Source organism: Bacillus sp. LR--39 (assembly GCF_053613335.1).
The window spans coordinates 647,785-662,420 of record NZ_JBSIOT010000001.1 but is presented as its reverse complement, the minus strand read 5'-3'; the positions used below and the strand labels follow the sequence as shown (position 1 = coordinate 662,420).

At 47.4% G+C, this 14,636-nt stretch carries 17 protein-coding genes and 1 pseudogene; 4 read left to right on the top strand and 14 right to left on the bottom strand.

Translation table 11 applies throughout. From position 1 onward, the window contains the following. Positions 1–11: 11 nt before the first annotated feature. The 11 genes and pseudogenes from deoB to ACWHAR_RS03340 form a co-directional block, all read right to left on the bottom strand. Positions 12–1,196, bottom strand: coding sequence for a phosphopentomutase (gene deoB, locus ACWHAR_RS03390; protein WP_015417748.1), 1,185 nt, complete (start codon positions 1,194–1,196; stop codon positions 12–14). Between the two features lie 160 nt (positions 1,197–1,356). Then, on the bottom strand, positions 1,357–2,247 hold the full coding sequence (gene xerD, locus ACWHAR_RS03385) for a site-specific tyrosine recombinase XerD (RefSeq protein WP_007612347.1): 891 nt from the start codon (positions 2,245–2,247) through the stop codon (positions 1,357–1,359). A 7-nt stretch (positions 2,248–2,254) separates the two neighbouring features. Then, positions 2,255–2,482 (bottom strand): YqzK family protein, encoded by a 228-nt coding sequence (locus ACWHAR_RS03380; protein WP_003153331.1) that lies wholly within the window; start codon positions 2,480–2,482, stop codon positions 2,255–2,257. A 114-nt stretch (positions 2,483–2,596) separates the two neighbouring features. Continuing rightward, the gene (gene fur, locus ACWHAR_RS03375) at positions 2,597–3,046 is read right to left on the bottom strand and encodes a ferric iron uptake transcriptional regulator (protein ID WP_003153330.1); all 450 of its coding nucleotides are present in this window, start codon (positions 3,044–3,046) and stop codon (positions 2,597–2,599) included. Between the two features lie 112 nt (positions 3,047–3,158). Further along, positions 3,159–3,803: a stage II sporulation protein M gene (spoIIM, locus tag ACWHAR_RS03370; protein WP_007409404.1), complete on the bottom strand. Its 645-nt coding sequence runs from the start codon at positions 3,801–3,803 to the stop codon at positions 3,159–3,161. Between the two features lie 104 nt (positions 3,804–3,907). Next, a pseudogene (locus ACWHAR_RS03365) lies at positions 3,908–4,108 on the bottom strand (hypothetical protein); the annotation flags it as partial. Between the two features lie 56 nt (positions 4,109–4,164). Then, a complete protein-coding gene (locus tag ACWHAR_RS03360; RefSeq protein WP_032873216.1) occupies positions 4,165–4,455 on the bottom strand; it encodes a hypothetical protein in 291 nt (96 codons plus the stop codon). A 111-nt stretch (positions 4,456–4,566) separates the two neighbouring features. Then, entirely contained in the window at positions 4,567–5,880 is a 1,314-nt protein-coding gene (locus tag ACWHAR_RS03355) for an NAD-dependent malic enzyme (protein WP_007409402.1), read from the bottom strand. A 12-nt stretch (positions 5,881–5,892) separates the two neighbouring features. Further along, positions 5,893–7,299, bottom strand: coding sequence for a Na+/H+ antiporter NhaC (gene nhaC / locus ACWHAR_RS03350; protein ID WP_032873214.1), 1,407 nt, complete (start codon positions 7,297–7,299; stop codon positions 5,893–5,895). Positions 7,300–7,440: 141 nt separating this feature from the next. After that, positions 7,441–8,868 (bottom strand): aspartate ammonia-lyase, encoded by a 1,428-nt coding sequence (aspA, locus tag ACWHAR_RS03345; protein ID WP_003153322.1) that lies wholly within the window; start codon positions 8,866–8,868, stop codon positions 7,441–7,443. 37 nt (positions 8,869–8,905) lie between these two features. Next, on the bottom strand, positions 8,906–9,895 hold the full coding sequence (locus tag ACWHAR_RS03340; protein ID WP_003153321.1) for a type I asparaginase: 990 nt from the start codon (positions 9,893–9,895) through the stop codon (positions 8,906–8,908). A gap of 176 nt (positions 9,896–10,071) precedes the next feature. Here ACWHAR_RS03340 and ACWHAR_RS03335 point away from each other — a divergent pair, with 176 nt between their 5' ends. After that, positions 10,072–10,425, top strand: a complete 354-nt coding sequence (locus ACWHAR_RS03335; protein WP_032873211.1) for a helix-turn-helix domain-containing protein — start codon at positions 10,072–10,074, stop codon at positions 10,423–10,425. Positions 10,426–10,435: 10 nt separating this feature from the next. Here ACWHAR_RS03335 and ACWHAR_RS03330 read toward each other — a convergent pair whose 3' ends face one another. Then, positions 10,436–11,599, bottom strand: coding sequence for a TIGR00375 family protein (locus ACWHAR_RS03330; RefSeq protein WP_032873209.1), 1,164 nt, complete (start codon positions 11,597–11,599; stop codon positions 10,436–10,438). Beyond that, on the bottom strand, positions 11,599–12,153 hold the full coding sequence (locus ACWHAR_RS03325) for an NUDIX hydrolase (protein WP_003153317.1): 555 nt from the start codon (positions 12,151–12,153) through the stop codon (positions 11,599–11,601). Before ACWHAR_RS03325 ends, ACWHAR_RS03330 begins: the two co-directional genes overlap by 1 nt. A gap of 78 nt (positions 12,154–12,231) precedes the next feature. Here ACWHAR_RS03325 and mciZ point away from each other — a divergent pair, with 78 nt between their 5' ends. Together mciZ and ACWHAR_RS03315 are read left to right on the top strand one after the other, a co-directional pair. Continuing rightward, a complete protein-coding gene (gene mciZ, locus ACWHAR_RS03320; protein ID WP_032873207.1) occupies positions 12,232–12,354 on the top strand; it encodes a Z-ring formation inhibitor MciZ in 123 nt (40 codons plus the stop codon). Positions 12,355–12,416: 62 nt separating this feature from the next. Continuing rightward, a complete protein-coding gene (locus ACWHAR_RS03315) occupies positions 12,417–13,337 on the top strand; it encodes an aldo/keto reductase (protein WP_032873204.1) in 921 nt (306 codons plus the stop codon). Between the two features lie 32 nt (positions 13,338–13,369). Here the strand turns inward: ACWHAR_RS03315 and ACWHAR_RS03310 are convergent, their stop codons facing one another. Then, the gene (locus ACWHAR_RS03310; RefSeq protein ID WP_007409396.1) at positions 13,370–13,594 is read right to left on the bottom strand and encodes a YqkE family protein; all 225 of its coding nucleotides are present in this window, start codon (positions 13,592–13,594) and stop codon (positions 13,370–13,372) included. A 122-nt stretch (positions 13,595–13,716) separates the two neighbouring features. Here ACWHAR_RS03310 and ACWHAR_RS03305 point away from each other — a divergent pair, with 122 nt between their 5' ends. After that, on the top strand, positions 13,717–14,631 hold the full coding sequence (locus ACWHAR_RS03305) for an alpha/beta hydrolase (RefSeq protein WP_032873505.1): 915 nt from the start codon (positions 13,717–13,719) through the stop codon (positions 14,629–14,631). Positions 14,632–14,636: the final 5 nt, after the last annotated feature.

Sequence of the window (14,636 nt, the reverse complement as noted above, 5' to 3'; positions counted from 1 at the left end):
AAAAAGTCCCCCTACTGTAATCTTGATAAAAAGCTTTTTCCGTATTCCGGCTTTTCCGTTTTGAAATTATCCGCAATGGTTGCCCCGATATCGGCAAATGTATCCGCAAGCGGCAGCTGTTCAGTGTGTTTGTGCTTTTTGCTGTACACAAGAAGCGGCACATACTCCCTCGTGTGATCCGTGCCGTGATGGACAGGATCATTGCCGTGATCCGCAGTGATGATAAGCAGATCGTCTTCTTTCATTTTCTCAAACACTTCCGGAAGCCTCGCGTCGAATTCCTCGAGCGCTTTTCCGTACCCTTCCGGATCGCGGCGGTGTCCGTACAGCGCGTCAAAATCAACGAGGTTGGCAAAGCTCAGGCCCGTGAACTCTTCACCGAGCGTTTCAATCACTTTGTCCATGCCATCCATATTAGATACCGTGCGGCGGGAAGATGTAATGCCTTCTCCGTCATAAATATCAGAAATTTTGCCGATGGAAATGACGTCTAATCCGCTGTCTTTCATTCCGTTCATTACCGTGCGGCCGAACGGTTTGAGCGCATAATCATGACGGTTCGGCGTGCGTTTGAAGCTGCCCGGTTCTCCGACGAACGGTCTTGCGATAATCCGGCCGACCATGTACTTCGGATCAAGCGTCAGTTCTCTGGCCGTTTCACAGATGCTGTACAGTTCGTCAAGCGGAACGACATCTTCGTGAGCCGCAATCTGCAGCACGGAATCTGCTGATGTATAAACGATCAGCGCACCCGTTTCCATATGTTCTTTTCCGAGCTCGTCCAGAATCGCCGTGCCTGAAGCCGGCTTATTGCCGATGATTTTCCGTCCTGAACGCCGCTCAAGTTCCTGAAGAAGTTCATCCGGAAATCCTTCCGGGAACACTTTAAATGGTTTTTCAATGTAGAGGCCCATAATCTCCCAGTGCCCCGTCATCGTATCTTTCCCGTTTGACGCCTCCTGCATTTTTCCGTAGTACGCAAGAGGGTGCTCCGTTTTTTCCACGCCCTTAATGTCTCCGATCAGTCCGAGACCGAGCTGCGCCATATGGGGCATATGTAAGCCGTTCATGTGCTCTGCGATGTGTCCGAGCGTATTTGCGCCTATATCATTAAAATCGGCGGCGTCCGGCGCTTCACCGATTCCGACAGAATCCATTACGATCAAAAATACCCGGTTATATTTGTATTCAGACATCATAAAAACCTCCTTTTCTTCCATCTGTCCATTGTAGCTTACAGAGGTCAGACAACTCAAGTATAAACCGTTTACATTCTTGTTGACAATGCCGATTCAAATAATTAGAACCTTCTCTGTATTCCGGCAAAAAAAGCCGCGGCCCCTCTGGCAGCGGCTCCTAAGCGCGCGGATGATACTGTTTGTACACGTCCTTCAGCCTTGTTTTCGTCACATGCGTATAAATTTGCGTCGTGGAAATATCGGCATGTCCGAGCATCTCCTGCACGGCGCGCAGATCCGCCCCGTTTTCGAGCAGGTGCGTTGCAAAAGAGTGCCGAAGCGTGTGCGGTGTCAGCTCTTTTTTAATCCCCGCTTCAAGGGCGATTTTTTTCAGGTTTTTCCAAAAACCTTGACGGCTGATCTGCCTGCCGTGATGATTCAGAAAAAGCGCTTCGGTTACGTTTTTCTTTAATAATTTCCCTCTGGCTTTTTCAATGTATGCTTCTATCGCATGAGAAGCGGCTTCACCAATCGGCACAATCCGCTCTTTCCGCCCTTTTCCGAAGCAGCGGACAAATCCCATCGTCAAATGGACGTCGGATAATTTCAGCTCGATCATCTCGCTGACCCTGATGCCGGTCGCGTACAGCAGTTCAAGCATGGCTTTATCCCTGAGACCGAACGGGCTGTCAAGCTTAGGCGTGTCCAATAACCGCTCAACTTCGTGAAGCGCCAATACTTTCGGAAGCGTCCGCTCTGTTTTTTGTGTTTCAATATGTACCGAAGGATCTTTATCCGCGGCTTTTTCCCTTAACAGAAATTGATGAAAAGACCGGATTGACGCCAAATGCCTCGCAGACGTCTTGCCGGATTTCCCGGAGTCCTTTATATGCTTTAAATATTGAATAATATGAAGACGGGTCACATCATTCCATGAAGTGATCTGAAGGCTTTCAGTTAAGAAGAGAGAATAACTTTTCAGATCACGCTCATAGGACATCATCGTATTTTGGGACAGCCCTCTTTCAACCCTCACATAATGGATGAAATCCTTAATTTGATCCTTCACTCTTGATCTACTCCCCGTTTTGGTAAAAAAAGATCAATCGGCCGAACCAGCCGTCTTTCTCCTCATGTTCCGTTTTGGCCACTTTGACGGCGGAGCCTTCCGGTTTATCGTACCGATGATAGTTTTCATACTCTGAATTCACCCATATCATAGCATAATAGAACAGCGCGGTAAAACCTGTGAACAGAATAAACACTTTGATCGTATCCGCGGCTGTTTTTAGGAATCTGCCCATCTTTCGATCGACCCTTTCTTTTGGCGGCTGTAGTACACCTTATGCCAATTTCAAAGGCTTTTATACATAAAAACAGCAAAAAACCCTTTCCTGGCAGAAAAGGTTCGTAGGCTTTTACTCTGTTTCATCCCCGCGGCAGCGGTGGCAGATTCCGTGAAAAGTCAATCTATGATCTTTAATTTTAAATTTCCAATCACGTTCAATCACTTCTTCAACGTCTTCAAGCAGATCTTCTTCAATTTCATCGACGGCTCCGCACTCCATGCACACCAAATGGTGATGAAAGTGAGCCGCGCCTTCTTTGCGAAGGTCGTAGCGGGATACGCCGTCCCCGAAGTTAATTTTATCAACGACTTTTAGCTCTGTTAATAATTCTAATGTACGGTATACTGTAGCGAGACCAATTTCAGGAGATTTCTCTTTTACGAGGAGGTATACATCTTCTGCGCTTAAATGGTCTTCTTCGTTTTCAAGCAGCACTCTTACCGTTGCTTCCCGCTGTGGCGTAAGCTTGTAGCTTGACGAGTGCAGCTGCTTTTTAATTCGATCAATACGGTTTTCCATGTCTTTCCCTCCTACGCCGCATTCCATGACTCATTATAACAAAATACGCGCAGAGTTCCAACTATAATTATTATAAACTGATAAATAAAAGTATTATTTTGTGATAATCATTCTAAAATATGCGTGATGACAGCTTTTCCATAAACAGCGGAGACACGTACGCCTCGAGCAGCGAGGCGATGACCGAGAAGAAAACGATGAGAATCAGCACGAAGGCGTAGCGTCCGAACCATTGGATCGGCGCGTCATGAAGGCTGCGTTTGACAAACAGCTGCCGGATCAGTTTCAGTGAAAAAGCGATGGAGCATGTCCCCATGATAAGATATGCGGGAATGAGAACGATGTTTTGCGGCAGAACCGAAATAAATGACAGGAAAAACCCGTTCATCCCCATTTGATTCACTAAAAAACCGACCGTGAAGCCGACGACGATTCCTTTCAAAAACACCATAATGAAAATAACCGGGAGACCGATCACGGAAATACCGAGAATCCACATCAGCCCCAAATATTTCACATCATGAAAGACGGCCTGCCAAAACATTTCTGAAGCGCCGGCATGTTTTCCGTCAGACAGCTGTCCGAAAAACTTGCTTAAATAGTAATACAGATCTTCTTTCTGCGTGATGGTCATGCTGTTGACGATGATCGCCCCGAAAATGACCCCCATCAAAAACAAGACGAACACAAATATATAAAGTGACAGATGATCCTTTACATGGCGAAAAAACAGTTCTTTGTACGATTGTTTTCTCATACCGCTTTCCTCCCGCTAATCTATTGACTTGATTTAGTAGATTGTATGAAAGAAAAGAGAAAACATGACAGAGAAATCATAGAAAGGCGCGAGATTCGGGCATAAAAAAAAGAACCCCCGTCATCACTCCGGTGATCATAGGGGTTCCTTTTTTTATGCTTTATTCTTTCAAGCCTGTCTTTTTTGGTTTTCGTCACTCTTTCATGGGTGCTGAAAGACGGCGCCGTCCCCCTTGACAGGACTGCGTCACGCATCCCGTTTCTTTTGAGATGCTCCCGCATTTTTTTCGTTTTGCTCTTCGCCATGTGCCAATCGCTCCTTTTTCCCTTTTCTTTATCATAACAAAAAAATCCAGATGTGTTCATGAATACGGCTCATGTTTCGACCGGTAAGCGCGCAGAGACGTTTTCGCAGATGAATAGCTCCCCATTGCGGCGTATCCGTAAAAAAATCCCATAAAAATCCCCGCATACACGTGTTCATGGTGACCGAAAACGATAGACACAACATTTCCGACAGCAAGGGCAATCGTGGGAACGAATATGCCCGGAACCCGGCAGAACACTTTGATCAGCTGTGTGACGCATAAGACGACCGGCACGCCGATCACAGCATCCCAAATATTTGTATGGATCAGCGGAAAATAATCCACATCGACACCTCTTTATTCCGTCTTTTGCTATCGTTAGCCTGCCTAAGAATTCCGCTTCCTATTCATGATAAAAAAACAGCACCGGCACATGTCCGGTACTGTAAGAGTTGTTTATTTTCCTGCCGCGGCCCGTTCTACGGCTGCTGATACGGCCTGATGCACGTCCGCATCCAAAGGCTGAGGCACGAGATCGCCGTGTTTTGTGCAAGAGGCGATGGCTTCTGCGGCCGCCACAAGCATTTCATGGTCGATTTTCTTGCTTTTGGCGTTCAGCGCGCCGCGGAAAATCCCCGGGAAGCCGAGAACATTATTGACCGAACGGCCGTCAGCTGCATAAGCGGCTCCGGCTTGTAATGCCTCTTCCGGTTCAATCTCCGGCTTCGGATTAGATAAGGCCAGAATGACATGTCCTTTTCTGACATCCTCTTTTTTAATGAGACCCGGAACTCCTGTGGTGCTGATCACAATGTCACACGTGTCCATTAATTCTTTGATGCTTCCAAGCGGCTGACCTCCGTACTGAGCGAGGCGGTTCATTGCGTCTTCTGACTTGTCCGTTCCGCAGACCGCTTTGACTCCGTATGCCATAAACATGCGGCAGATGGCGACGCCTGCCGCGCCGAGACCGATCTGACCGACCTTCGCTTCTTTTAAATCAAGACCGGCGCTTTTACAAGCGGAAATGGCGGCGGCGAGCGTGACGACCGCCGTGCCGTGCTGGTCATCGTGCATAACCGGAATGTCCAGTTCTTCTTTCAGGCGGTCTTCAATGTCAAAGCAGTGAGGCGAACCGATATCTTCAAGCAGAATTCCGCTGAACCCCGGAGAAATATGTTTTACCGTGCGAATGATTTCTTCCGGATCAGAGGTATCGAGCAAAATCGGAATTCCGCTGATACCCGCCAGCTGGTCAAAAAGCGCGGCTTTCCCTTCCATTACGGGCATTCCGGCGACAGAGCCGATATTGCCGAGGCCGAGAATCGCCGTGCCGTCGGTGACAATGGCGACAGAATTGCTGATTGTCGTATAGATGGACGCTTTTTCAGGCTCGTTTTCAATCAGTCTGCACACATCGGCGACGCCCGGCGTATAAACACGGCCAAGCTCAGCCAATGTCCGGATCGGCATTTTGCTTTTCATCTGAATTTTGCCGCCTTCATGAGCAGAGAGCACTTCATCTGAGACTGTATGAAGCCGGATGCCTTCACCGAGAGCTTCAATGGCTTGAATGATTTCCTGCAGCTGCTCTTCATTTTCAGCCTGCACCGTAATGTTGCGCATTGTGTAGTTCGGGCCGACTTTAACGGTTTCAACTTCCCCGATATCTCCGCCCATCACTCCGATGGCGGTTGCCACTTTTCCGAGATTTCCGGGAACAGTCGGCGTTTCAATCATTAACGTCCGAATCATATGCTTTGTAATCATGAAATGAACCTCCTAACCCAATTTTTGAGATTGCAAGGATTTTTCTTTCGTGTACCAAATGAATTTCCCCGTGTATCCGTACAATATTGCCAGTCCGATAGATACAAAACTGAGCCACATGAACGGCAGATAAGAAAACGTGGACACGCCGAGAATGCCGGCCATATAGATTCCGTTGTCAGACCACGGCACCATCCCTGAAGTAAGCGTGCCGCCCACCTCTGCGTTCCGGGATAAAACTCTTCTGTCAAGTTTCAGTTTATCATAACTGTTCTCCATGATTTTCGGCGTCAGGATCAATGACACGTACATCGCACAGCCGAAAATGTTTCCTAAAAGGGCGACGATCAATGTCGAAAGCGTTACATTTCCCGGTGTGGTCAGCTTTTTCTCAAAAGTTGAGACAATCACTTTTAATACGCCGAGCTTCTCAAGAATTCCTCCAAAACCGAGACCGAACAGGATAACGGCTAACGTATCCAGCATACCGGTAATGCCTCCGCGGTTTAACAGGCCGTTTAAAAATTCGACGTCCGTTTTAATAGAAAAACCATTATAAGCAGTCGCGATGGCACTGGCAAAATTCATTCCCTGAAAGACGGAAGCCCAGATTGCGCCAAGCAAAGCACCGATGATAATAACGGGCATAGACGGCTTTTTCAAAATCAGAAGGACAACGACGACAACAGCCGGAATGAGCATCCATATATGAATGTCAAACGTTTTCTGCAGTGAAGATTTTAAAAATTCCACTTTGTCGAGATCAATATTTTTTCCGCCGTATATAAATCCCGTTACGGTAAATAGAATGGCCGTAATAATATAGGACGGAATTGACAGATACATCATCGCTCTGACGTGTGACAGCACATCCACCTTAGAAAGCGTGGAGGCAAGCACCGTACTGTCAGACAGCGGTGAAAGCTTGTCTCCGAAGTAAGCGCCGGACAAAACGGCTCCCGCTACGATCGGAAGCGGTATACCCATTCCCTCTCCGATGGCAATCATGGCGATTCCCGCGGTTCCCACGGTTCCCCACGACGTTCCGGTCGCAACGGACATAACGGAACAAATAACCAGTGTAGCCAGAAGGAAAACATGAGGATTAATAAACTCTAAACCATAATAAATTAACGTCGGCACAACGCCGCCGGCAATCCATGTCCCGATGAGCGCACCGACCGAAACAAGAATCAACACCGCTTCAAGACCGTTTGATATCCCGGTGACAATCGAATCCTGCAAGTCTTTATATGAATATCCCAGCCTGACTCCGAGAATAATAGCGAAAAACCAGGATATTAATAGAGCTAGCTGGATCGGCAAGTCTAAAAACACTGTGAACGATAAGACAAGTGCTAAAAACCCGAATAATAAGATAATTATTTCCAATAAATTTGGCAATCTGACCTCTTTCACAAGAAAATCCCCCTAGAAGAAAAAAGCTAAAACGCTTTCATCAAATGATATAACAAATTATACTATACTGCCTCATCCCTTTGTATGGCAACCGCCTATTCACTAAAAAACGTGAAAAGGCGGCTGTTGTTGCTTTAAAATTTATTTTTCTAATAGATCTTTTCCGGCAATTCCCGGTTTTGTCATTTCATACGGATTCAAAATGATATCCAATTCTTCTTCTGTCAGCACATCATTTTGAAGGCAAAGATCTCTTACAGATTGCCCCGTCATGATGGCTTCACGGGCAATTCGCGCAGCCGCTTCATACCCGAGGTGCGGATTGACCGCTGTAATGACGCCGACGCTTTTTTCCACGTATTGCTTGAGACGTTTTTCGTTGGCTTCAATTCCCGCCAGACAATGATCGGTAAATGACCGGAACCCGTTATTCATGATGCTGATGGATTGAAGCAGGTTAAATACGAGTACCGGCTCCATTACGTTAAGCTCCAGCTGGCCCGCTTCTGAAGCGAGGCAGATCGTATTGTCATTCCCGATGACCTGGAAGGCGATTTGGTTGATCAGCTCTGCCATTACAGGGTTGACTTTCCCAGGCATAATGGATGATCCCGGCTGACGGGCGGGCAGTGAAATTTCCGCAAGTCCCGCGCGCGGACCTGAAGCCATTAAGCGCAGATCGTTGGCGATTTTAGACATGTTCATCATGCATACTTTCAACGCGGCTGAAACTTCCGTATACGCATCAGTGTTTTGAGTGGCGTCAACCAAATGGCCGGCGCCGACAAGCGGCAGTCCGCTGATGTCAGCCAGGTGCTTCACAACCTGTTCTATGTAGCGCGGATCGGCGTTAAGTCCCGTACCTACGGCCGTTGCCCCCATGTTTACTTCATACAGATGCTGGCGGGATTGTTTAATTCGCTTTATGTCACGCTCAAGCACGCGGCTGTATGCTTCAAATTCCTGTCCGAGACGGATCGGCACAGCGTCCTGAAGGTGTGTGCGCCCCATTTTAATGACAGAATCAAATTGTTTCGCTTTATCTTTAAAGACACTGAGCATATGCGCCATCGTATCAAGGAGCTTATCCAAAAGTTTCAAGGTTGAAATATGGATTGCTGTCGGGAACACGTCGTTCGTCGATTGTGACATGTTGACGTGTGTGTTCGGGCTGAGGTGAATGTATTCACCTTTTTTATGCCCCATGATTTCAAGAGCTCTGTTGCCGATTACTTCGTTGGCATTCATGTTCATGGACGTTCCGGCTCCCCCTTGGATCGGATCGACGATAAATTGGTCATGCCATTTTCCCTCAAGAATTTCATCTGCGGCCTGTACAATCGCATTTCCGATTCCTTCATACAGCCGTTTTACATCCATGTTGGCAAGCGCCGCCGCTTTTTTGACGATGGCGAGCGCATTAATCATTTCTTCGTGGATGCGGTAGCCGGTAATCGGAAAGTTTTCTTTCGCGCGCAGCGTTTGTATTCCGTAATACACATCAGCTTCAATTTGTTTTTCTCCGAGGAAATCTTTTTCCTGACGATATTCTTTTTGCGCGTTTGTCATGCTAAAACCCTACTTTCTCTTTGTGGTAGTCATGTTTTTACAGTACAACGTCGTCTGCGATCGGTGTCTCCATAATGTTTTTGACTTCAGCCAAGTTGTGAGACTGGCCGAGCGCCCACATTAATTTCGGCACGATGGCTTCCGTGTTCATATTTCTGGAGCGGATAATGAGATCTTGATTGACTCTTCGGCCGACTTCATAGACGCTCATGTCCTCTCCTTCTTCAAGACATTGTGTCGTAATGACGACGACAATGCCGCTTTCAATCATTTCATTGACTTTGGCGAGAATGTCTCTTCCTTCAAACGGCACGCCGCCGCTGCCGTAGCTTTCAATGACGATTCCTTTGTACATGCCCTTTAATGCGTCAAACATTTCCGGTTTCAGCCCCGGGTGGAGCTTGAGCAGGCACACGTCCGTGCAAAGTGAAGTATTGACCGTAAAAGCATCGTCTTTTGGCATGTGCACTTGTTTGTTGTATTCAATTCCGTTTTCGGTAATAAACGCGATATACGGATAGTTAATGCTCTCAAATGCATCATAGCTTTTCGTTCTTAATTTAATGGCGCGTGTGCCTTGAATGACTCTGCCGTCAAATACGACGTATACGCCGCCCACCCCTTCACATGCGAAGCGGATCGCGTCCGTGATATTTTTTTTGGCATCGGTTTTTTGAAATGTAATCGGGATTTGCGAACCCGTAATGACGATCGGTTTATCAGCATGCTGAAGCATATAAGACAGTGCCGCTGATGTATAAGCCATTGTGTCTGTTCCGTGCGTAATGACGAACCCGTCATATGCGTCATACTTTTCTTTGACAGCATTTGCGATTTCGGCCCAGTATTCAGGCTGCATATTTGTGCTGTCGATGTTCATTAACGAATGGGTTTCCATCGTGTAATCGTTATCAAGTTTTGATACGTAGGTTAACAATTCGTCTGCTTTCACCCCGGGTGCAAGCCCGTTTTCTCCTTCGACTGAGGCGATTGTTCCTCCGGTTGTTAACAGCAATAATTTTTTCATACCCTGCACCTCTTCATCCATTTCTCAAGATGTGTTAAGCATTCGCTTTTCGCATACTTTTAATCAAATTATAGACAGACGAATGAAATTAATCAAGTGATTATTATTCAATTCGCGTACACTTTTGCATATCGATATGATATAATTTGCTCAAGTGAAAAGGAGCGGTTTTGAATATGAATTTAGATCGTTTAACTGAACTGAGAAAAAAGAAAAATTGGTCTCTTCAATATACGGCTGACCGTCTCGGCATCGCCAAAAGCACGTACGCCGGGTATGAATCAGGATACCGGCGTCCGTCATTCGAGGCGCTGGGCACGCTTGCCGATCTGTTTGACACGACGTGCGACGATTTACTCGGGCGCACTGAAAAAAAGGCGGAGCCGTTTGCCCAGACCATCGAATTAACAAACGCCGCACAAGGCCTCGGCACACTGACCGTTGACGGACAGCCGCTTAATCAGGATGAAATCATCGAATTGATTGCGTTTGTCCGCACGAAAAAGAAGGTGCAGGAGGAGCTCCGCTAAAAACCGGCTTTTACGGCTTGATTCTGCCGTACGTCCCTCCGCCCCCGGCCTCAAGGACGAGCTGCCCGGTGCGCGCTTTATGAATGACAGCCGCTATTTTAGGCTGGACGACACGCGCCAATTCCTCTTCTTGCGCCTGATGAAGAATCGCCATCTCCGTCCCGAAAGCCCGCTTCAGTTTTTCTAACGTTTTCGGCCCGACCCCGGGAATGAACTGCAGCGGAATTTGATGAATATACGGCGGCCGCGGCATGCGGCTTTTTTTCGGTCCGCTCAGTTCCTCCAGCCGTTCACTGACCCCTTTTGTCATTGTTTTCCCCCCGCACTCCGGACAGGCGGAAGCTCCTTTTTCAACCGGGCTGCCGCAACGGTCGCAAGCCGTCCGGTAATACTTCCCGAGCTTCGGGTTCAGCCCGTAATTCGCCGTGATTTTTCTTCCGTCCTTCCCTTTTAAAGCCAGCGAAAATTCCGTGAAATTCGCTTCTTTAAGAAGCATTTCATTATATTCTCTGCCGATTTTTCCTAAGGAATGCGCATCAGAATTTGTTAAAAATGTATACGGATCAAGTTCTGTTACCCGCGAAGCCATGTCGGTGTCGCAGCTTAACCCGAGTTCCGCCGCATCAATGAGCGCCGGGTCGAAAACTTCTGTCAAAGAAGATATGACCCCTTTTCCGTACAGGCTTTTATGCGGGGTGAACATATGGGCGGGAATAAACAGCCCGCCCAATTCCTTTGTTTTCCTTTGAAGATTCAAACCGGTTTCATAAATGCGCTGGGAACTGAGATGGATATTTTTAAGCCTTTTTGCGAGCCACTCAGAAAACATCTTCATTTCGGCAAGAGCCGGCATAAAGACGAGAACGTGAATCGGCCCGCGGCATGTGTGATCATAGATTTCAAGCTCACTGCCCAACAGAAGCGTCGTATTCCGATACCGGATGCCGCCTTCTTTCAGCTCACGGTATCCGCCTTCATCAATTCCGCGCTCGATTTCTTCTATGACTTCCGGGGAATGGCAGTCGATGATGCCCAATAGTTCAATTCCCTTCCCCTCACTGGCTTCTTCTAAAATCCGGTGCAGCGTCAACGTTTTGGCCCCGGTGATTTTGACCGGTTTTCCCGTATAGGTGCGGCCGATATGAATATGCAGATCCGCATAGATGGTTTTCATCATTTTTCCTTCAGCGCTTCTTTCAGCTGGAGATACTGAATCGCGTACGCCGTTTTTGCGTCATACACCCTGCGGGATTCAATCAGCTTCACGGCCTCTTCAAGCGTGACCTGCATGACTTCGACAAATTCATCCTCATCCAGCTCTCGTTTTTCTTCCAGCGGCGAAAGCCCTTCCGCAAGAAAGAGATGCACGATTTCATCAGCAAACCCGGGTGATGTGTAAAAAGCGGTGATTTTCGTCAAGGTTTCCGCCGTATATCCCGTTTCTTCCTCGAGCTCTCTTAACGCCGTATGTTCCGGCTCTTCCCCCTTTTCAAGCTTCCCGGCCGGAATTTCAACGATTGTCCGTTCCAGCGGCTTTCTGAACTGGTTCACCAAAATGATTTTTCCTTCCTCAGTCACCGCAAGTACGGCCACCGCTCCCGGATGTTTGACGATTTCCCGCTTGCTTGTTTTTCCGTTCGGGAGCTCTACATCCTCTAAGTAAAGATCTATGACTTTCCCGTCATACAGCTTTTTTTTCGCAAGTGTTTTTTCTTCTAAATGTTTCATCATGTCATCTCCCGTTCTGTCTCTCTATTATGCCTCATATATTTTATCATACATGCATGAGAGGGAGGTGCTTTTCGATTGAAGGTGTACCGGAAGGATAAGAGTATCGTATTGGTCGGAAAGGCGTGGGAAGTGCGGGCTAAACTGAAAGAATACGGACGGACATTCCGCTATGTCGGAGATTGGATCACCAGGCCTTAACAGTTGAAAACTTCGCGCCTTTATATTACGGTCAATAAAAGACTATTAAAAGGAGCGAAACGATGAGAAAACGCACACTGGGACATTCTGATTTAGAAATAAGCGAAATCGGGCTCGGCTGTATGTCGCTGGGCACGGATAAAGCTAAAGCGCTGTCTATTTTGGATGAAGCGATCGAGCTTGGAATCAATTATTTAGATACCGCTGATCTTTATGATTTCGGCAGAAATGAGGAAATTGTCGGGGAAGCCGTCAAAAACCGCAGGCACGACATCATTTTAGCCACGAAAGCCGGAAACCGCTGGAATGATGATAAAGACGGCTGGCATTGGGACGCTTCCAAAGGATACATAAAAGAAGCGGTCAAAAACAGCCTGCGCCGGCTGAAAACGGACTATATCGACCTTTATCAGCTGCATGGCGGCACGATGGAAGACCATATTGACGAAACGATCGAAGCTTTTGAGGACTTAAAACAGGAAGGTGTCATCCGGTATTACGGCATTTCCTCGATTCGTCCGAATGTTATTAAAGAATATGTGAAAAAATCAAATATCACCAGCGTTATGATGCAATACAGCCTGCTGGACCGGCGTCCCGAGGAGTGGCTTCCCCTTTTAGAGGAGAACGGAATCAGCGTAGTCGCAAGAGGGCCTGTCGCTAAAGGGCTTCTTACGGAAAAACCGCTTGATCAAGCGGCCGCAAGCGTAAAAGAGAACGGCTATTTAACATATTCTTTTGCAGAACTGGCAGAAACCAAAAAAGCGATCAGCGCTGCCGCACCTGACTTGAGCATGACGGAGCTTTCTCTTCAATACTTACTGTCACAGCCGGCCGTCGCTTCTGTCATCACCGGAGCCAGCTCACTTGAGCAGCTGAGAGAAAACTGTTCGGCTGCAGAGGCCCGGCGTTTAAGCAGCCGGGAAATCAAAGCCTTGCAATACCATACAAAACGGGACGTATACGAAGCCCATCGTTCTTAAACAATAAAACCGGCACCTTTTCAGATGCCGGTTTATTTATATTTATGCCAATCGAGACTGCTTTCATTCAGCAGCTCTTCAAAGCTTTTATGTTTTTCTTTTTCTTTTCGTTTTCTGATTTGTTCCGCCTTTTGCTGCGCCTGTTTTTTCTCGTCTTCTTCCTTCAGCTCACTTTTCATTTGCAAAAGCCTGGCCTTCAGATCTTCCTCCAGATCGTCTTTTAAGCTGTGTTTTTCTTTAGGCAGCTGCTTTTTCATCATTACGCCCCCCGTATCTGAATATGGTGAGGCAAGTGTACCACGGAGCGCCGGAGGCCGGCAACGTTCACGGTCCTGAAAAGCCGGAGGAAGGATTTTTCATATTAAAGGAGGGCACCTGTGTGAAAAAATGGCTGGCGGTGTTCGGTTCGGCTTGCGCAGTCTTTTTGGCTGCCGGATTCGCTTTTACGAATCTGATTATGTTTATGAAGAAAAAGACGGATGAAGAAATCATGAAAAAAGAAACGGCGGACGGGCATGATAGATTTGATTCCTTTCAGGCCATGGAAAAAGAAGATGCCGTCATCCTGTCGCGCCACGGGTATGAGATCAAAGGCTTTTACGTCGCCCCGCATCATACGGCAAACACCATGATTATTTGTCACGGCGTTACCGTAAATTCGTTCAATTCATTGAAATACATGGGTTTATTTTTAGATTTAGGCTGGAATGTGCTCGTATATGACCACCGCGGGCACGGAAAAAGCGGCGGCAGAACGACGAGCTACGGCTATTTTGAAAAAGATGATTTGGAAGAAGCCGTGAATTGGGTGAGACACAAAACCGGAGACGTCGGTCAAATCGGCATCCACGGGGAATCGATGGGAGCGGTGACGGCCTTATTATACGCGGGCGGGCATCAGGATGAAAACGGCGCTGATTTTTATATTGCGGACTGTCCGTTCGCAAGCTTTCGCGATCAGCTCGCCTACAGGCTGAAGCGGGAGTTCCGGCTGCCTCCGTGGCCGCTTCTGCCTTTGGCTGATTTCTTTTTGCGGATGAGAGAAGGATACCGTATCCGTGATGTATCTCCTTTATCGGTTATCAGCCGAATCCGGCAGCCCGTGCTGTTTATTCACAGTAAGGAAGATGATTATATACCTTCCGCTTCTTCCGAATTGCTGCACCGCAGAAAACGCGGCCCTAAGATGCTCTATCTGGCCGAATCGGGCGGGCATGCCATGTCGTACACCAAAAATCCGGAGAGCTACCGTAAAGCCGTTCAAACCTTTTTAGATACCATGACGCAAACGTAAAAAAG